Source organism: Micromonospora cathayae (assembly GCF_028993575.1).
GTDB classification, from domain to species: domain Bacteria; phylum Actinomycetota; class Actinomycetes; order Mycobacteriales; family Micromonosporaceae; genus Micromonospora; species Micromonospora cathayae.
Genome location: NZ_CP118615.1, coordinates 3,764,460 through 3,784,472, shown reverse-complemented (window position 1 = coordinate 3,784,472; position 20,013 = coordinate 3,764,460). Strand labels below are relative to the sequence as shown.

The following is a 20,013-nucleotide window of genomic DNA, read 5'->3' as shown; positions in this document are numbered from 1 at the left end:
CGACGGTGGCCCCGGGCGGCACCCGCCCGCTCACCCGCCGGTGAGCCGGGACGGCCGGGGTCAGCTGACGGTGGCCGGGGACGGCGCCGGCCCGGGTCAGCTGACGTTGGCCGGGCCGAGGACGCTCTTCAGGTCCCCCATCAGCGCGGTGGTGGCGGCGACCCGGAACGGTCCGAGCCGCAGCGTGGTGGTCTTCGGGCCGTTGAGCAGCTTGACGTGCACCTCGGTGTCGCCGGGATGCAGCACCAGCGTCTCCTTGAGCCGTTCGACCAGCGGCGGCGTGCAGCGGTGCACCGGGATGGTCAGGGTGACCGGCTTGTTCGCCGGGTTGCTGGTGACGTCCGGGAGCTGCATGTCCATCGCCATGATCCGGGGGGTGTCGTCGCGCCGGTCCACCCGGCCCTTCACCACCACGATCGCGTCCTCGGCGATGTACTGCCCGATCACCTCGTAGGTGTTGGGGAAGAACAGGGCCTCCACCCCACCGGCCAGGTCCTCCAGGGTGGCCGAGGCCCAGGCCCGGCCCTGCTTGGTGACCCGGCGCTGCACGCCGGAGAGGATGCCGGCCAGGGTGACCACCGCGCCGTCCGGGACGGACCCCTCCTCGGACAGCGCGGCGATGGTGCAGTCGGCCGCCGCGCCGAGCACGTGTTCCAGCCCGAACAACGGATGGTCGGAGACGTAGAGGCCGAGCATCTCCCGCTCGAAGGCGAGCTTGTCGCGCTTGTCCCACTCGCCCTCGCCGATCACCGGCATCACCGTGGTGCTGCTGGGGGCGTCGTCGGCGTCGCCGAAGCCGGCCCCGAACAGGTCGTACTGGCCGACCGCCTCCTTACGCTTGACGTCGGCGTACGCGTCGATGGCCTCGGCGTGTACGGCGAGCAGCCCCTTGCGCGGGTGCTTGAGCGCGTCGAACGCCCCGGCCTTGATCAGCGATTCGATGGTCTTCTTGTTGCAGACCACCGCGTCGACCTTGGACAGGAAGTCGTAGAAGTCGCTGTACTCGCCCTTCTCCTCCCGGCAGCGCATGATCGCGGCGACCACGTTCGCGCCGACGTTGCGGACCGCGCCGAGCCCGAACCGGATCTCCTTGCCGACCGGCGTGAACGGACCGGCGGAGGTGTTCACGTCCGGCGGCAGCACCTGGATCCGCATCCGGCGGCACTCGGACAGATAGAGGGCCATCTTGTCCTTGTCGTCGCCGACCGAGGTCAGCAGGGCGGCCATGTACTCGGCCGGGTAGTGCGCCTTCAGGTACGCGGTCCAGTACGACACCAGCCCGTACGCGGCGGAGTGCGCCTTGTTGAAGGCGTACCCGGCGAACGGGACCAGCACGTCCCAGACCTTCTGGATGGCCTCGTCGGAGTAGCCGTTGGCGCGGCAGCCGTCCCGGAACGGGATGAACTCCTTGTCGAGGATCTCCTTCTTCTTCTTGCCCATCGCCCGGCGCAGCAGGTCGGCCTGGCCGAGCGTGTAGCCGGCGAGGATCTGCGCGGCGCGTTGCACCTGCTCCTGGTAGACGATCAGGCCGTAGGTGGGGGCGAGGATCTCCCGCAGCGGCTCCTCCAGCTCCGGGTGGATCGGGGTGATCTCCTGGAGGCCGTTCTTGCGCAACGCGTAGTTGGTGTGCGAGTCGACGCCCATCGGGCCGGGCCGGTACAGCGCCAGGACGGCGGAGATGTCCTCGAAGTTGTCCGGCTTCATCATCCGCAGCAGCGACCGCATCGGCCCGCCGTCGAGCTGGAACACGCCCAGGGTGTCGCCCCGGGCGAGCAGCTCGTAGGCGGCCTTGTCGTCCAGGTCCAGCCCCAGCAGGTCGAGGTCCTTGCCGTGGTTGAGCTGGATGTTCTTCACCGCGTCGTCGATGATCGTCAGGTTCCGCAGGCCGAGGAAGTCCATCTTCAACAGCCCGAGCGACTCGCACGTCGGGTAGTCGAACTGGGTGATGATCACCCCGTCGGAGTCCCGGCGCATCAGCGGGATGTGCTCGATGATCGGCTCGGCCGACATGATCACGCCGGCGGCGTGCACACCGGTCTGCCGGATCAGCCCCTCGATGCCCTTGGCGGTGTCGATGACCTTCTTGACGTCCGGGTCGGACTCGTACAGGCCCCGGATCTCGCCGGCCTCGGCGTAGCGGGGGTGCTTCGGGTCGAAGATGCCGGACAGCGGGATGTCCTTGCCCATCACCGCCGGCGGCATCGCCTTGGTGATCCGGTCGCCCACCGCGTACGGGTAGCCGAGCACTCGGGCCGAGTCCTTGATCGCGGCCTTCGCCTTGATCGTACCGAAGGTGGCGATCTGGGCGACCTTGTCCTCACCCCACTTGTCGGTGACGTACTTGATCACCTCGCCGCGCCGACGCTCGTCGAAGTCGATGTCGACGTCCGGCATGGAGACCCGCTCCGGGTTCAGGAACCGTTCGAAGATCAGCCCGTGCGGGATCGGGTCCAGGTCGGTGATGCCCAGCGCGTACGCGACCAGCGAGCCGGCCGCCGAACCACGGCCCGGACCGACCGCGATGCCCTGGTTCTTCGCCCACTGGATGAAGTCGGCGACCACGAGGAAGTACGACGGGAAGCCCATCTGGATGATGACGCCCAGCTCGTACTCGGCCTGGACGACGTGCCCCTCGGGGATGCCGCCGGGGAACCGGCGGGCCAGCCCCTTGAAGGTCTCCTTGCGGAACCAGGACTCCTCGGTCTCGCCGTCGGGCACCGGGAACCGGGGCATCAGGTTGTGGAACTCGAACATCCCGGCCGGGTCGACCTTCTCGGCGACCAGCAGGGTGTTGCGGCAGCCCTCCAGCCAGATGTCGGAGCCGTCGACGCCGCGCATCTCCTCGGCGGACTTGATGAAGTAGCCGCTGCCGCCGAACTTGAACCGGTTCGGGTCGGCGATGTTGCTGCCGGTCTGCACGCAGAGCAGCACGTCGTGCGACTCGGCCTGGGCCTCGTGGGTGTAGTGCGAGTCGTTGGTGACCACCGGCGGGATGCCGAGCTTCTTGCCGATCTCCAGCAGCCCGTCCCGGACCCGCTTCTCGATGTCCAGGCCGTGGTCCATCAACTCCAGGAAGTAGTTCTCCCGGCCGAAGATGTCCTGGTACTTGGCCGCCGCCTCGAGGGCCTGCGCGTCGTGGCCCAGCCGCAGCCGGGTCTGCACCTCGCCGGAGGGGCAGCCGGTGGTGGCCATCAGCCCGTCGGCGTACTGCGCGATCAGCTCGGTGTCCATCCGGGGCCACTTGACGAAGAAGCCCTCGGTGTACGCCTTGCTGGTGAGCGTGAAGAGGTTGTGCAGGCCGGTCTTGTTCCGCGCCCAGATCGTCTTGTGGGTGTAGCCACCGCTACCGGAGACGTCGTCGCTCTTCTGCTCCGGCCGCCCCCACTTGACCCGCTGCTTGTGGAACCGCGACTCCGGGGCGACGTACGCCTCGATGCCCAGCACCGGGGTGATGCCGGCGGCCATGGCCTGCTTGTAGAAGTCGTGCGCGCCGTGCATGTTGCCGTGGTCGGTCATCGCCACCGCCGGCATGCCCAGCCGGCTCGCCTCGGCGAACAGGTCCTTGAGCCGGGCCGCACCGTCGAGCATCGAGTACTCCGTGTGCACGTGCAGATGCGCGAACGATTCGGCCATGCGTGAGCGCCCCCGGGTCTGTTCCTCGGCCGCCTGACCCCCGGCCAGCCGGTCTGATCTTCGGCAGTCGGCCTAGCCTAGCCCTGCCACCGGGCGGCCCAGCGGACCGCCACGCACCACCGGAGCCCGGCCCCGCGGACCGTCACGCCCGCCGCCGGAGCCCGGGGCCGACCCGCGCCGGACGCCCGCCGCCGGGGTGCCGCCCGACCGGCGGTGGCCACCACGGAGCCGATAGCCACCGAATCAGGCAAATGCCTTTATATACTTTATGGAGGCTGGTGGTTCTCTTCTCTCCCGGTGAGGTCGAATGCCGTTCACTGTTCCCCGCTCCCGGGCCGAGGCGCTGGTGTCGGTCACCCCGGCGCTGGTCGCCCTGACGCTGGTCGCCGGCACCCCGGCCCCCCTGCCGACGACATCCGCCTCACCCTCGGCCACCCCGGTCCCGTTGTCGACGACGACCCCTATCCCGGTCAGCCCGGGCCCGGACGGCCCGGCCCTCACCAGCCGGACCCCGCCGCCCGGCGCGCCCGGCATCCGGCAGGTCGGACTGACCGTCACGGTGCCGTCCGGTCCGGTCCACCTCGGCGCGACCGCCCCCGGCGGGCAACTCACCGGCCACCTCGGCAGCATCGCGGTGGACGACGACCGGCTACTCGGCGGCAGCTGGACCACCACGGTCAGCGCCACCTCCTTCACCACCGGCGCAGGCGGCCCGGCGAGGACGGTCGGGGCCGGCCGGGTGCGGTACTGGTCCGGACCGGCGACCCGGAACACCGGCACCCTGGCCGTCCATCCGGGGCAGCGCGCCGCAGCCGACGCCGTCGCGCTGGACAGCGTCCGGACCGCGTTCCAGGCCGATCTGGACCTGCTCTTCCTCAGCAGCGTCGGGTGGAACCCCTCGTTGATCATCGACCTGCCGACCGGGGTGGTCGCCGGTCGGTACACCGGCACCGTGACCCACTCGGTCAGTTGACCCCAATAACCCCGAACAGCTACATAACGGACAAAACTCGCTATCGTGAAAGGGGTAAGGAAACGCTCGTCCGAGGAGGATCGGTACGTACATGAAGCGACAGATGAGAGCGACCGTTATCGTCGGCGCGGCCGCCCTGGCCGGCACGCTCCTCGGTGGGGCCCCGGCCCAGGCCGCCACCTGCACCGCAGGCGACCCCTGCGACACCGTGGTGACGTTCGACATCACCGCAGGCGCGCTGACCATCACCGTGCCGGACACCGCCACCCTCACCACCCAGGCGCCCTCCGGCACCCCCACCACCTGGTACGCGTTCGGTCAGCTCGGTGCCGTCACGGTCAACGACCTCCGGGCCACCGATCCTGCCAGCTGGACCGTCACGGTCACCAACGCCGGCGGCTTCACGCACAGCACCACCGGCCCCGCCATTCCCAACACCAACGTCTACTACTGCTCGGGCAACGCCACGGCGACCACCGGCGACGGCACGTTCACGCCCGGCCAGGCGAGCCCCTGTGACCCGCCCCCGCCACCGGACGGCACCGCGATCGGCACCGGGGCGACCGCCTTCACCCACACCGGCGGATCCGGCATCAACTCGGCGACCTGGAACCCGTCGCTCACGGTCGCCATCCCGCTGACGGCGGTCACCGGAACGTACACCGGCACCATCACCCACACCGTCGTCTGAGCACGATGCCGGCACGACCGTCCCGGACGAACGCGGCGCTCAGCGCACTCACCGTCCTCCTGGGCACCGTGGCCGCCGGTGTCCCCGCCTCGGCAGACGGGAGCGGGGACACCGGCGGCGGCCGACCGCCCAGGTCCACCGACGGCAGCATCGGCATCCAACTCCTGGAGGCCACGGCAGGTCGCGCGGACGACCCCCGCGCCCACGTCTACGTCATCGACCACCTGAACCCGGGCGCCCGGATGACCCGGCGTTTCGCGGTGACCAACACCTCCCGCAGCCCGCAACAGATCGCCCTCTCCGTCGGCCCCGCGGAGATCCGGGGCAACGAGTTCGTCCCGGCCGCCGATCCGGACGCCAACGAGCTGCCCGAGTGGGTGACCGTGAACCGGGCGAGCGTCCTCGTCCCACCACAAAGCAGCATCGAGCTGCGCGCCGCCGTCGCCATCCCGCCCCGCGCCTCACGCGGCGAACGCTACGGCGCGATCTGGGCGGCCGTCGCCTCCCGCCACAAGGGTGAGCCGGCCGGGACCGTCGAGAAGATCCACCGGGTGGGCATCCGGCTATACCTGGACATCGGCCCCGGTGGTGATCCCCCCTCCGACTTCGAGATCAGCCAACTGGTCCCCGGGCGTACCGAGGAGGGTGACCCGGTGGTCCGGGCCACCGTCCGCAACACCGGCGAACGCGCCCTCGACATGGGCGGGAAACTCTGGCTGTCGGACGGGCCGGGCGGCCTCTCCGCCGGCCCGTTCCCGGTCCAGGTCGGCACCACGGTCGCCATCGGCGGCACCGCGGACGTCCGGGTGCCGCTGGACCGGCAACTGCCGAACGGTCCCTGGCAGGCCCGGGTCCGCCTGGAGAGCGGTCGGATCCACCGCGAGGTGACCGGCACCCTGACCTTCCCCGAGGCACGCGGCACCTGGGGGCCGCCCGCGCTGCTCGACGGACGGACCCGCTGGGTGCTGATCGCCGGCGGGGTGGCCCTGCTCGTGGTCGCCGTCCTGCTGGTCGTCCTCGCCCGCCGGTCCCGTACCCACGACCGCCGGCCGCCGCGCCGGCAACGGGAACCCGTGCACCGCTGAACCGGGCCGGCCGACCGGCCCGCGACCGCCGGGCTCCCGGCCGACCGCGGGCCGGGCGGCCGGGGGCCCGCCGACCAGAGCCGGGCGGCCGGGATTGCCCGGAGCAGGACCGGACGACTAACGTACGGGGCGTGACTGCCGGGTCGGCCCTGAGCCATCAGCGAGAGAGTTTCCCGGCCCTGGCGTGACCGCCGGGTCGGCGAGGGGTCCACCCCTCACCCGCGTTCCTTCCGCACCGCACCACCTTCCGCGCGCCAGCGCTGGCACCGTCCTGCCGCGACGACGGCCGACGCCCGCTGGTGACCGCATCCCGGCACCGACCGGTGTGCCCGGTCGGTGCCCCCCACGGACGAAGGACACGGGGAATTGCCGAACAGTTTCAATGACGCCATCATCGAGGAGTTCCGGGCCAACCACGGGCGGGTCGGAGGTCCGTTCGAGGGCGGCCGGCTGCTGCTGCTCACCACCACCGGCGTCCACAGCGGACGCCCACACACCACCCCACTGGCCTACCTGCCCGACGAGGGCGGCCGGCTGCTGGTCGTCGCGTCGGCCGCCGGGGCGGACCGGCACCCGCACTGGTACCACAACCTGGTGGCCGACCCGCAGGTCACCGTCGAGGACGGCACCTTCACGTACCAGGCCGAGGCCACCGTCCTCCCCGGCGACGAACGGGACCGGGTCTTCCCCCGGATCGCCGAGGCCCAACCCGGGTACGCCGGCTACCAGGCGAAAACCAGCCGGGTCATCCCGGTCGTCGCGCTCCGGCAGGTCGCCGTTGGCCCGCCGCCCGCCAGCTCGCTCGGGGCGGCGCTCCGCCTGATCCACGACGCGTTCCGCCGGGAACTCGCCATCGTCCGGCGGGAGGTCGCCGGCTCCGGCCCTGGCCTGGGCGCCCAGTTGCGGATCAACTGCCTGACCGTCTGCCAGGGCCTGCACCACCACCACACCTTGGAAGACACCGGCCTGTTCCGGGCCATGGACGACCACCCGGAACTCGCCCCGACCCTGGAGCGGCTGCGGGCCGAGCACGAGCGGATCGCCGCCGTCCTGGCCGAGCTACAGGCGGCGCTCACCCGACCGGACCCCGACCCCACGGTGCTGCTCCCCGAGGTGGACCGGCTGATCGCGGAGCTGGAAAACCACCTGACGTACGAGGAGGAGCAGCTCATCCCGATCCTCGACGGCATGCCGCAGCCCTGACCGGCGCGGTCTCCGGGCGGGTGCGCCACGGCCCGCCCGGAGCCCGTACCCCTCACGGCCAGGCGGGGCGGACCGCCTGCCACTCCCGGTCGAGCATCGCGTAGAGCAGCTCGTCGCACCACTCGCCCTTGACGAACTCGCTCTCGACCAGGTGCGCCTCCCGGCGCATGCCGAGGCGTTCCAGCACCCGGGCCGAGGCGGTGTTGCGGGCGTCCAGCCGGCCGACCACCCGGTGCAGGCCGAGCAGGTCGAAGCCGATCTCCAGCATCATCCGGGCCGCCTCGGTGGCGTAGCCCCGCCCGCCGTGATCGGGGTGGAAGACGTACCCGATCTCACCCTGCCGGTGTTCCGCGCTGACCCAGAACAGCAGCACGTCACCGATGAGCTCGCCGGTCTCGCGGACCACCACCGCCAGGTTCAGCGCGTCCCCGGAGTTCCGTAGCGCGGTGCGGTGCCGCTTGCGGGCCAGCGCCTCCCGGGTGGCGGCCTCGTCGTACGGCTCCCAGTACAGGTAGCGCGTCACGTCCGCCCGGGACTGGTACGCGTGCAGCGCGGCGAGGTCGTCCCCGGTGAACGGCCGCAGGTCGAGCCGCTCGGTGCGGATCGGGTAGTCGGGGTTCAGCACCCCGGCAGGCTACGCCCACCGTCGGCAGCACCGGACTGCACCACCGCGTCACCCACCGAAGCAACGTGACGAACGCCAGCGAGCGCGGCTCGGCCGACGCGCTGCGCTAGGTGGTCGACTACGAAGAGGACCGTTCCAGCGGCCCTCGTCAGCCCTGTCAGACCCTCCTCCCCGTATCGCTAGACCCAGACCGCCACGAATCCCCTCCGATGGTCAAGACACGAGGAGGTCTGTACCCACCCACATCGGCGTTGTGTATGGGTACAGACCTCACAAACCGGTGTTATTGATAATCTGCCAATTCATCCCTCACAACCGCTATGGACCACCTCACGAGATCCACCGGAAGCCGATTCCCCAGCAGGTCGACTGAACAGTCGCCAACCGGAGGCTTGTGGTAATAAATCAACTTCCCCTCCCCGGCCTGAGGCGTCAGATCCTAAACTTCAGCCATCCACCCACCAGACCGCATGCCCGACACAGAGGTGAGGGCAGAGATCACGCGGGCGGCCAAGGGGCCACGCCCGGATCAGAGTATAGACAGAGCAGCGGGCGGTTCGCGCAAACTGCTAGCTCTAAAGACTCTTCAAAGCTTGGCCCCACCTCCCAGAACCATCCCATGCCAGCAGCAACCACTCTCCCTCTAGCTTCCAGAAATACGCTTGAGTAGCTGAGCCATTCACCGATAGGGAAATACTGCCCGCCGAGAACTGTCTCCACCTCCAAAGCTAAGGCGCGCTGCCCCGACCCGCCCGCGAGCGGATCGAAATTGTAAGGCTCATCATTAGCAAAATTCGGTCCCACCCTGTTGATCGGCTCAACCGAAAGCCCCCCCAGCGCCGACAGGACAGCTGTAGCCAATGGATGGACCCGGTAGCCTTCGCTCTCCAGAGGCTCTACCCATTGTTTTGGGTCAACGGCGCGGTTCACTCCCCACCCAGCAGCGTCAAGGGCCCTAAGCGTGTCCTGACTAAGTGAGTCAAAGCGGATCATCAAGTCACCCGATTCCGAGATCTTCAAGTAGTCGACTACAACGACCGCAAGCGCGACCTGGTTCGCCATGACCAGTCGTATTTGACGTCGGCATAGAATTGTTCCTTGTCTGCAACGTACGCATGGTTCCACCCCTGATAGCCTCGGGGCCTTCCGCCGCCTGAGCTTGGATCAGACAATGCACCTCTGCGCACCCACCATGGTGACCCGCCCGCTCAAGCGCGTCCGCTAGCGGCCCGCCCGCCTGCTGCCCATGCCTATTATGGCCGTAATACTTAGCACCTGAAGGTGACGTGTACTCCGAGGCGAATTTAACTCCGGGTTTATTGCGCACGCTGTCGGCGTAGTTTGCAAGGTTACAGTTATGGACGAGCAGCGGGGTGTTGCCGCCTACCACATAGTACGTGTGGATGTTGGCGACGGTGAGGTCGCGCATGGTCTCGGCGCCGGGGAAGTTGCGCACCTTGGCGACCGTGACCAGCTCTCCCGTCGTGGTCTTCAGCCACTCCGACGCACGTAGCTCACCAGCGTCGACCCACTTCTCGCGGCTCTCGCTCCAGAAGGGGTGGTGCTGCGTCGTCTCCAACGTGACGAACTCGCCGTCGCCGTTCCGCACCACCAGGTCGGTCAGTTCCCGGTCCTGGTTGATGTGCAGCTCGGTGACGACCTCGGCGCTGGTCCGGCCGGTCTCCGGATCGTGCGCCAGGACCCGGTCGCCCTCGTCCACCTCGTCGATCCGTCTGGTGCCCCCGTCGGCCAGCAGCACCCGCGTGTCGGGTGAGAAGCTGTGCCGGCACGACGGACCACTCGACTTGGCCTTCGTGGTGGTCGGCCCGGACCCACCCGCCGGTTTGCGCGGCGGCGCGGGCGGCTTCGGACTGGTCGGCGCGACGTACTGGCCACCGGCCCGCTGCGCCGCCCGCTCGGCAGAATCGTCCGCGGCCCGCCTCGACGCCGAGTTCAGCGCGGAGTCGGCAGCCCCCTTGGCGCTCCTGCCCAGCATCGACTGGACCCGCTCAGCGATGTAGTCGGCGGCCTTCTTGCACACCGGACCGACACAGACCGGTATGTAGGCGGCGAGTGCCCCGGCGATCGCCGCCGGGTCACCGCTCTCGGCGGCGCGGTACAGGTCGGCCGTGTCGGAGATGAACAGGGCCGGCCGGCAGACGATCATCAGGGTGCAGAGCGACTCGTGGACGATCTGCTCGACCGGGCTGGCTCCTTGACCCGGCTTCCACCTCGGAGCCCGGTAGCCGCCGCTGTCGTGCACCGCCTGGCAGTGGTACCCGCCCCGGCAGTTGCCCGCGTCGTTGCCGCCGAAGTGCGGGTCGGGCTGGTTGAGGAAGTCGGTGTAGATCAGCCCGTCCGGGTCGCTGTAGGTCACCGGGTTGTTCCCGGCGTAGCTGTACCCGTGGATCTGCTGAGGGTCGCCGACGTCGATCAGCGGGTCCACCGAGACGAACCGACCGGTCGTCGGGTCGTACTCGCGGGCTCCGAGGTGGGTCAGCCCGGTCGGATCCTGGTAGCCGCCGACGAACCCACGCTGGTTGGGCCAGGTGGGCTGGCTGCCACGGGGACTGCCGTACGGCGTGTGCCGCCGCTGGGTGACCGTCTGGTTGGCGTCCGCACTGACCGTGATCTCGCCGGTGCCGTGGTGGTCACCAGCCAGCCAGGTCAGTCCCGTGATGGTGCGCTGGGCGACGACCTCCCCGTTGAACCGGTAGTAGCGGGTTCCGTTGGCCTGGGTGCTCCCGTTCGGCAACCGGAGTTCCATGTCCCCCAGGTACAGGGTGGCGCCGGTGGGGTCACGGGAGATCAGCCGGTTGCCGCCCGCGTCGTAGACGTACGAGTTCGTACCGGCCGTGTCCGTCAGCGTGGCCAGGTGCCCCTCGGGGTCCCAGGTGAGCGTCTGCTGCCCCTGGGGTCCGGGGCGGCTGGTGGTGTTACCCGCGCTGTCGTACGCGTAGCTGCCGGTCGTGGTGCCGGTGCTGCTGGTCCGGCTGTACCCGAGCAGGCTGTGCGGCTGGTCCGCGCCGGCCGCCGGGTAGGTGTAGGTGGTGGTGACGTCCCCGGTCGGGGTGGCGTGGTCGGTCTGGCCCAGCCGGTTGCCGACCCGTCCCTTCGGGTCGGTCGCGGTGCCGAAGTCCCAGCTCTGCCAGTACGGTGCCTGCCCGCCGAGCCCGGCGGCGGTGGGAGCCTGGGCGCAGTCGGCGGAGGCCGGGGTCCACGCCTCGGTCAGCCGGCGCTGGTGGTCGTAGGTGAAACACTGGGTGTCCCGCTTCGACCCGTCGACCAACGGGTTGTCGTCGATCTCCGTGACGTTGCCGGCCTTGTCGTAGAAGAACTCCGTGTTGGCGAGGTACGACGGAGCCACCGAGCGGATCACGGCACGTCGGGCCACCCGGCCGGTCGTCTCGTCGTGGTACTGCGCGGTCTGCAGCGACTTGGCCCCGGTCAGGGCGGTGGCCCGGGTGACGACGTTCGGCTCGTAGAGCTGGCTGTAGCCGGCGTCCACGACGTAGTGGGTGACGTCGCCCGCGTTGGTGCTCAGCAGTTGCGGCAACGCGTACGTCGCGTCGTACGTGGTGGTCAGGGTCTCGGTCGCCAGGCCGCCGGCCGCCGGCAGGGTCTGGGTCCGCACCGAACCGTCGACGTTGTAGGCGGCTCGGAAGGTGTAGGTGCCGGCGAGGGCACCCTCCGCCGACGGGATGACGACCCGGCTCTGTGTGGGTTGGTACAACGCGTCGACCGTCACGGTCTCCGTGCGGTACTCGTTGGTCCCCACCCAGCGGGAGGCCGACGTGGTGATCCCCTTCACCGGGGAGTCGTACGTCCAGGAGGTACGGAGGTTCCCGGTGACGCTGCCGTCGCGCACGCTGGTCGGGCGGCCGAGGTCGTCGTAGGTGAACGCCCGGGTGATGCCGCGCGAGTCGGTGGCCGTCTCCAGGTCACCGAGGGTGTTGTAGGTGAAGACGGTCTCGCCCTTGTCCGGGTCGTCGACCCGGATCTGTCGGCCCCGGATGTCGTACTCGTAGCTCCAGGTGTTCCCGCTGGCATCGGACACGCCGGCCAGTCGCCCGGTCGGGTGGTAGGTGTACTTCGTCTCGTCGTACCCGCCGGTCGGCGTGTTGCCGTGGTGCTGCCACAGCTTGCTGGTGTTGCCCCGCGCGTCGGTCCAGACTGTGCTGGCCGCCGCGCCGTCTGGCGGGGTCAGCTTGTTGTGGTCGCCGTGGTAGGAGGTGACACTGCGCCACTTCTCCACGGCCTTGCCGAGCAGGATCTCGTTCGTCGGTCGTCCGGCGGCGTCGAAGACGGTCCGGACCTGCCGGGGTACGTCCAGGTCCAGGCCGAAGTACGGCGTGGTGCCGGCCGTGCCGTTGTGGAAGTAGGGCCCGTTGGTCTTCCAGACCCGGCCCGCCGAGTCGTAGTGCGTCTCGGTGAGCACCCTCCCGCCGCCGTAGGCGGGGGTCTGCGTCTGCCGGGCCCGCCCCAGCGAGTCGACGATCTGGTACGACGTGTCGTACGTCGCCCGGGGGTTGAGGCTCCGCGTGGTGATCGACGACGGCCCGGTCTTCGACACGGTGTAGGTGACACCGGTCGAGGGATCGTTGGGGTAGCTGGTCCGGGGGCGGTTCGGCTGCCACACGCCGATGGTCCGGCCCAGCGCGTCGTACCCGGTCTCGGTGACCCGGAGGTTGGTGTCGGTCCGCTTGACCGGTTCACCCCAGGCCGGGTCGATGTCGACCACCTCGGTCCAGCCGAGCGGGTTGGTGGTGGTGACCTGGGTGATCGCCCCTCCGGTGGCCGGGGCGTACGTGGTGGTGGTCTTCTTCCCCGCCACGTCGGTGACCTCGTGGGTCCGGCCGTAGACGTCGTAGGTGGCGGTGCTCATGGTCTGGTAGAGCCGGCTGCCGCCGTTGTAGTCGCTGATCTCCTCGACGGCGGTCACCTGCCCCTTCGTCGGGGCGGCGCCGTAGGCGGCGTTGTCGAAGCGGAACCGGGTGTCGGCGGTGACCTGCGCGGCGGAGGTGGGGGCGGTCGCACACTGGCCGGTCCAGCCGTGGGTCCGCCGCACCGGCGTCAGCAGCCAGTTCTCTTCGCTGGTGTTCCGCGCGTACTCGGTAACGGTACAGAGATCGTCGGCGACGGCCGGGTCGTCGTCACCGCGGTCGTCCACCGTCGTCGGCATGCCGTAGCTGTCGAAGGTGGTCGTCGAGGTCGTTCGCCGCCACCCGCCACCGTCGAGGGCGACCCGGGTCCGGACGGTGGCCGGTCGGACGTACCGGGACTCGACCACCGGGACGCCACTGCGGCTGGCGGTCGCCGACGACCGCCAGGGGTCGGTGACGGTGGCTGCGAGGACGGTGCTGCCGAGCCAGGTGATCTGCTCGCGCGGCATGCCCGCGTAGTGGTCGTGGTCGGTGACCGCGCCACCCTCCAGGCCGGTGACCGTGACGGTACGGGTGCCCCCGCCGCTGAGCCGGTCGCCGTGCATGCCCCGGAAGTAGAGCGTCTCGGTCTTGGTCTGCGCGGCGCCTTCGCCGACCCGGGTGACCACGGTGGGATAGCCGCGCCACTGGGACCAGCTCTTGCGCTTCGCCGGCACGATCGCGTCGTCGTCGTAGCGCCAGAGCGCCAGGTTCGACGGGTTCCGGTACTCGTACGTGGTGACCACCGGTTCGCCGCCGCCCTGGTGGTCGTACTGCTTGACCTCGTTCACGACGTACTTGTGGAACCAGTCCTGGACCGGGTCCTCCATGCCCTGCGGTGTCCAGTACACCGGGAAGCAGCGCATCCGGTTGTGATCGACGTCCGCCGGCATCGTCTGGTCACGGACGCACTCCCGGGGGGAGTAGGTCACGAACGTCTCGCCACCGGTCTCGTTGACGATCTTGTTGAGCCGCCACCAGTTCATCGCCTTCGAGTGGTCCGAGCCGGTGGCGTCCACCCGGTTGTTCATCTGGATGCCGTCGAGGGTGACCTCGGGCAGCGTGATCGTGCTGCCGTTCAGACCACGCTGGGTAATGCCGGCGAGCCAGAGTCCCGCCCGGGTGCCGTCGCCGGGGTCGGGGAACGTGTGCCGCAGGGTCCACGAGTCGACGTTCTGGTACGAGGAGGTGGCCGCCTTGAACACCTTCGTGGTGACGGTGGTGAGGCGCTTGGACGTCCAGAAGGTCGGTGACCCGGTGAAGCACTGGGCGGTGCTGGCGGTGCACTCCTGCTCCCACGGGGTGTCCGGCCAGGTCGTCTCGTTCTTCGTGGCGCAGTTGCTCAGGCACCGGTCGGAGACGCCGAACTCCACCCGGCCGGGGGTGTTCTTCACGTACGGGGCGGTCGCGGCGTACTCGGAGCCGCCACGGTTGTCGCTTCCGTAGTCGATCCGCAGCAGGTGACCGCCCCGGTCGTACTGCACCGGGCTGGTCAGGGCCCGGTTGCGGGCGTAGCGGTTGGTCTCCTTGGCCCACCACAGCGACATGGTGTTGCCGTGGACGTCCACGACGTAGTCCAGGTTCCACCGCCACGCCTGGGCGCAGAACGAGTTGGCGAAACTGCCGTTCTCACACGGTTCGTCCGCATGGTTTCCGGCGACTGGCACGGTGAGCACCGAGTTGGTGGTCGGGCGACCGGTGGCCCAGCCGGGCAGCCGGTTCCGCCCGAAGAAGTACTGGGTCCCGTCGGCGGTGGTGACCTTCCAGTACTCGTTGTTGTCGTCCCCGTTGGCAAAGGAACTGTCGGTCAGCAGTTCGATCCGGGAGGCGTCCTCCCGGCGCGGATGCCATTTACCGTTGGCGTCCCGGAGTAGCTCGACGGAGGTGCCGCCGAGCGAGAGCACCGCGTTGTAGCCGTCCCAGCACAGGTCACCGGTCTCGGTGCTGTTGCTGCCACCGGTCATGTCGTCGGCGCACGGGGTGTAGCGGCGCTCGACGAAGCCAGGCGAGAAGTCGAATCCCTCACCGATCCAGGACGGCTGGTTGTTGCTGGCCGCGTTGCGCCCGTCCACCGACTGCGAGGAGTAGCCGAGGGAGACTGACGGGGCCGGACCGCCGACCGCAGGTGGCGTACGCATCGGGTACGACCAGTTGAAGCCGCCGGTGGCACCCCCGTGGCTCCAGGTGGAGGAGGAGGCCAGCCCGCTCTCGGCGAACGTCCCGGACCCACCAGAGGTGCCGGCTAGCACGGCGACATACGTGCCGACCGTCCCGATGCGGGCGTTCGCGGTCACCGTCGACCTGCGGACGTCGTTGTCGGTCGGCAGCTCGGTCACCGTGCAGCGGCGCGGGGCCGGCGTGACCACGGCACAGTCGGTCAGGGCGACCAGCCGGAGCCGCGAGGACCAGTCCGCGCCGTACGCGGTGCGGAAGGCGGCGTAGTCGACGCGGACCCGGAAGCCGGCGGCGGTCGCAGCCCGGTCCGCCCGTGCGAGCCGCAGCAGCAGTCCGGACACTCCGGCGGCCTCGGCGGTGGAGCGGGGCAGCACCTCGACGGCGACGGTGGCGGCGGTGGTAGCCGCGCCGCCACGCCGGCCGGTGGTCGGGGCCGGTCCTACCGAGACGGGCGTTCCGGTCGCCCGGGTGAGGAACGGTTCCGCCGCGCGGCTGCCCTCGTCTGCCCGGGTCTGCGCCGGCAGGGTCACCTTCGTGAGGTGTGCCGCGGGCCAGGCGGGCGAGGGTTTCCGGATCTTCGCGGCGGCCTCGGTACGGCTCGGTCCGGGCCGGGTGGCCTGCACCTCACGACCGTCCACGGAGTCGTGCCGCTGTGCGGTCAGCCGCTCCGCAGAGGGGGCCGCCTGCGCGTCTACCGGCACCTGGCCGGCGAGGGTGCCGGCGAGCACCGCCACCAGGCCGGCGGCGACGAGCCCTCGAGGGCCGCCGCGCATCGGCCCGGGGCGCCGGAGCCGTCTTCCGGATCTGTGGATCCTCATGACTACCTTCCCAGGGGTGGATGGCCGCCGGGCCGGAGTGGCGCGGCGGTGGGCGGAATCCACCCCGGGTGCGGCCGGTCGGGCCCGCACCCGGAGCGGACAGCGAGGACGATGCCGGTCAGACCTCCCCGTGGAGGCCGGCGATGTCGTTGTCCGACATCGTTCCGGCCCAGGTACGGACCCGGTCGACGGTGGCACCGAGGAAGTAGCTGCCGCTGCTACGTCCGATATGGAAGGCTGAGCCGCCGTGCCAGGCGGTCACGTTGGTACGGGTGGCGTGCAGCACCCCGTTGACGTAGAGCTTCAGCTCCCGGGTCTGGGCGTCGTAGACGGCAGCCAGGTGGGTCCACACGTGCAACGACGCCAGCGACGTCGAGTGGGCCGCCTGCCAGGTCACCGTGTTCGCGTCGGCAGTCGGCATGGTGACCACCCACTTGCCGGTCGGACCGTCGAGCATGAGGAAGAAGGCGGACCGGATGCTTCCGTCCTGCACCAGGATCGCCTGATGGCCGTTGCTGTTCGGCTTGACCCACGCGGCGACGGTGAACGACTGGTCACTGCGGACCACCGGCACCGGGCTGTCCGCCGATCCGCCCACGCCATCGAGAGCAAGACCGTACGAGAACTGGTATCCGTTGCTCGACCACTGAGCTGACGGCGCGGAGGTCAGGGTCACCGGTCGCTGGTAGCCGGAGCCATCACCCTCCTGACGGGGGTCCTCCTCGTCGTAGTCCTCCATCTCCCACTGCCCGGTCAGGACCGGACTGGTGATCGGTTCGATGTCGACCGTCGGGTCGAGGACTCGGTCCCAGACCCGGACGTCGTCGATCGCTCCGTTGAACCGGGCGGTCGTCGACCCGTTGCGGGCTGCGCCGATCGTGAACGTGCCGGTCGAGGCCCACATCGGTGCCGTCGAGCCGGTGCCGTCCCGCACGCCGTTGACGTAGAGCGCCAACTGCTGGGGAGCAGCCACGTCGTAGACGGCGGTCAGGTGGGTCCAGACGCCCACCCGGACCGCAGCACTGGCACAGGCCGGAGTGGTGTTGGATGTGCTGTTCACCGCGTCGGCCGAGTACGTGACGAAACACCACTTCTGGGTCGTCGGGTAGTACTGCAGCTCGAAGGGGCTCCGGTTGGTGGCCGGTTGGGACAGCACGACGTGGGATCCGACGATCGCGTCGGGGCGTACCCAGGCGGCGACGGAGAAGCTGCGTGTGGTGTCGATCACCGCGCCGGTCGTCGTGGCGAGGTCATCGACGCCGTCAAAGTCGACGGCCCGGTCCCGGCCCCGGGTCTCGTGCGTGCCGATCAGCCGGGTGTCCGTCCAGGCGGGGCCGTTCTGCAGCGTCGCGGCAGGGGCGCCGTCGATACGATTACCCAGGCTGGTCCCGGTGCCCTCGTTCATCGCCCAGGCAGCCTTCTCGGCGGTCGGGCCGTCGACGAGAAAGACGTAGCTGTACGGGTCGGACGTGTTGCCGACCTGGTCCCGACTCCAGACGGTCAGGATGTTCTCGCCCTCCCGGTAGGGCGTCACCCACACGGTCGCCGCCCCGCCAGGGCTGGCTGCCAACACGGTCTGTTGCGGACCACCCGACACCTGGTAGACGTAGTCGTACACGTCGGCAACCCCGTTGGCCGAGAACGTGAAGCGGCCCGAGAAGCCCTTGGCACCACGCTTGTCCTGGTTGGTGCCGTACGGCGGCGACTCCAGGTAGAGGCCGTCGGCGGGCGTGACCGACGGTCCGTTCGACGGCGGGGCGTAGTCCACGGTGAATTCACACCAGGGCGACAACCCCGACGAACCGCCAAGGGTGTCCTTGGTCTGCGCCTGCCACCGGTACTGCTCGCCGTTCACGGTCTCAGTGGTGAACTGCACCTCGGCCCGCGCTCCCGGGGCCACGCCCGCGTCCGTCCGCGGCCACCCCGACACCGCCGCCCAGGCACTGCCGTTCCACTTCTGCAGGCTGAACACCCCGGAGAGGGTGCCGCCGTTTCCGCCGTCCGGGTCGGTGACCGTGGCCTTCAACCACGGGAACCGGGACCGGACCGCCGGCCGCGCGGTGCCCGTGACGCAGGCGAGGGCCGCCGTCGCGTAGTCGGCGTGGGTTGCCAACTGCGCGGCGGTGGGGGTGTTCGGGTTGGTGTTGTACTCGACCGAGAGCTTGGTCTGGGCCGGGTCGAACTTCTTCCACCAGGTGCTCGTCGTCTCCGACGAGCCGTCGGACTGCCGGGTCGACAGGGCGAGGGTGTAGTTGCCGTCCCCCCGGTGGTCGGTCACGTCGTTCTTCAGGTTCGCGCTGGAGAACTCCATCGGCAGGTCCGGCTGGGGGTCGTTGGCACACTCCAGGCTGCCGGACGGCTTGTGCGCGTTGCCCGAGCGTTGCTCGAGCCAGAGCGCAAGGCCGGGACCGGGCCAGGCCCGCTTGCCGGCACCGGGCAGGTCGCCACTGCGCCAGAGGTTGACCGGCGTCGCGCTGCAGGAGAAGGAGTGGGTGAGCTCGGTCAGGAACTTCACCGAGCGGATCGACTTGCCGGACAGGGCGGAGAGGTTGAACCGGAAGAACGACCGGTAGGTGCCGGAGCCGGCCGGGTCCAGGCCCACCCTGGCCACCCCGTCGTCCCGGGTGGCGCCGGTCGACCCGGCGTACCCCCAGTAGGTCTTGCCGATGGTCGTCCAAGGGTCGATCACCACGGGGTAGGCCGTCCCGGCCCCGCGCAGTAGGTCGAGGTCAGGTTGGATGACGAGGTCGTCACCGTCCAGGTTCACCGGCAGTTCCGCCTGTTGGGACTGCTCAGGCGCGGTCTCCAGCGCCTCCCGTAGCTCGGGTGCGGCGGCACGCGCGCCCGGTCTTGCGGTTACCCCGGAGGCATCCCACATCAGGGCGTTTCCCGCGCCCAGAACCTGCTCACCAGCTGCGTTCAGAATCTCGAATCCGCCGTCGGACCGTTCCCGCTTGGTCAGGCCGACCGTGTCGAGCCGGAACCGCAACGTCTCCAGCGTCGGGTCCATCGCGGCCTGCGCCGAGTGCACCACCAGCGACCAGGTGAAGCCGTCGGAGAGTGCCCGCACACGGAGGTCCACCTGCGGACGCACCGACTCGTAGATCGCGGTGTCCCCTTCCAGCCGGGGATCTGGCAACGCCTCCGGCCAGGACAGGGCCACCTGGCCACCGCCCACCCCGACCGACACCATCGGCGCAGTGCCCCCGCCGGAGAACCTGACGTCGGCCAGCGTCGCGTTCGGCACGACGCCGTCGACGTCGAGACGCAGCGCGGTGTCGATCTGCTGCCAGCCCGTGCCGTCACGTCGGGAGGCCCATCTCGGCGCGGCGTAGGTCTCCAGGACGAGGGAGCCTTCCGGGGTGGCGACGACGCGAGCCGCCTCCGAGGTCGAGCCCGCGACCTCCACCACCCGGCCGGACCGTTTCGCAGCGGTCAGCGCCGTCTCCTCGGCCGACACGCCGGTTCCCCCTTCCGGCACCCCTGCCGCCCAGGCAGCCGTCGCCGGGACAGGCACCACCAGATTCGTCGCGAGCAGCGCCGCGAGCAGAGGGACAGGGGTCGACGCCCGCCATCGGGCGCGCCGCGTCCCATCGGAATTTCGCACAACAATCTCCTCGTGAGTTCACACCAATTCGCTGATCGGAAACGGAAACGAACGTGACGCTGCTACGCCCGTGGGAATCCCGCCGAATCAGCGACGAACGTGCGTGGCGGAATCGGCACGCATCCCGGATCCGCCAGCGGTGCCGAGGAGAGCGAATCCCATCTCAGCCACCAGGTGTGGAAAGGGACCGTCCGGTCTGCCCCGACCGGAGTCCCCTGACGGGCGGCCGACCGCCGACAGCCCACTTCGTCTCCCGTGCCCAACTGGCACAGCCTGTCCCA

9 protein-coding genes are annotated in these 20,013 nt (G+C 69.8%); 4 read left to right on the top strand and 5 right to left on the bottom strand.

Annotated elements, in window-relative coordinates; translation table 11 throughout:
* Positions 1 to 96 precede the first annotated feature (96 nt).
* Positions 97 to 3,633 carry a DNA polymerase III subunit alpha gene (gene dnaE, locus PVK37_RS17345; protein ID WP_275028477.1) on the bottom strand — a complete coding sequence of 1,179 codons (3,537 nt, stop codon included), beginning with the start codon at positions 3,631 to 3,633 and terminating at the stop codon, positions 97 to 99.
* Between the two features lie 307 nt (positions 3,634 to 3,940).
* On the opposite strand from dnaE, the gene PVK37_RS17340 reads away from it, so the two are divergent.
* The 4 genes from PVK37_RS17340 to PVK37_RS17325 all read left to right on the top strand — a co-directional run bounded on the left by PVK37_RS17340 (position 3,941) and on the right by PVK37_RS17325 (position 7,585).
* Positions 3,941 to 4,606 carry a hypothetical protein gene (locus PVK37_RS17340; RefSeq protein WP_275028475.1) on the top strand — a complete coding sequence of 222 codons (666 nt, stop codon included), beginning with the start codon at positions 3,941 to 3,943 and terminating at the stop codon, positions 4,604 to 4,606.
* A 103-nt stretch (positions 4,607 to 4,709) separates the two neighbouring features.
* The gene (locus PVK37_RS17335) at positions 4,710 to 5,297 is read left to right on the top strand and encodes a hypothetical protein (protein ID WP_275028473.1); all 588 of its coding nucleotides are present in this window, start codon (positions 4,710 to 4,712) and stop codon (positions 5,295 to 5,297) included.
* Positions 5,298 to 5,302: 5 nt separating this feature from the next.
* Positions 5,303 to 6,382 (top strand): hypothetical protein, encoded by a 1,080-nt coding sequence (locus tag PVK37_RS17330; protein WP_275028472.1) that lies wholly within the window; start codon positions 5,303 to 5,305, stop codon positions 6,380 to 6,382.
* A gap of 366 nt (positions 6,383 to 6,748) precedes the next feature.
* The gene (locus tag PVK37_RS17325; RefSeq protein WP_275028470.1) at positions 6,749 to 7,585 is read left to right on the top strand and encodes a nitroreductase/quinone reductase family protein; all 837 of its coding nucleotides are present in this window, start codon (positions 6,749 to 6,751) and stop codon (positions 7,583 to 7,585) included.
* A gap of 52 nt (positions 7,586 to 7,637) precedes the next feature.
* On the opposite strand, the gene PVK37_RS17320 is transcribed toward PVK37_RS17325, so the two are convergent.
* From PVK37_RS17320 to PVK37_RS17305, 4 genes are all read right to left on the bottom strand, one after another.
* Positions 7,638 to 8,210, bottom strand: coding sequence for a GNAT family N-acetyltransferase (locus PVK37_RS17320; protein WP_275028469.1), 573 nt, complete (start codon positions 8,208 to 8,210; stop codon positions 7,638 to 7,640).
* A 498-nt stretch (positions 8,211 to 8,708) separates the two neighbouring features.
* Positions 8,709 to 9,272 carry an SUKH-3 domain-containing protein gene (locus tag PVK37_RS17315; protein WP_275028468.1) on the bottom strand — a complete coding sequence of 188 codons (564 nt, stop codon included), beginning with the start codon at positions 9,270 to 9,272 and terminating at the stop codon, positions 8,709 to 8,711.
* Complete coding sequence (locus PVK37_RS17310; RefSeq protein WP_275028467.1) at positions 9,208 to 16,125, bottom strand: polymorphic toxin-type HINT domain-containing protein; 6,918 nt, start codon at positions 16,123 to 16,125, stop codon at positions 9,208 to 9,210. Before PVK37_RS17310 ends, PVK37_RS17315 begins: the two co-directional genes overlap by 65 nt.
* A gap of 118 nt (positions 16,126 to 16,243) precedes the next feature.
* Positions 16,244 to 19,585: a LamG domain-containing protein gene (locus PVK37_RS17305; RefSeq protein WP_275028466.1), complete on the bottom strand. Its 3,342-nt coding sequence runs from the start codon at positions 19,583 to 19,585 to the stop codon at positions 16,244 to 16,246.
* Positions 19,586 to 20,013 lie beyond the last annotated feature (428 nt).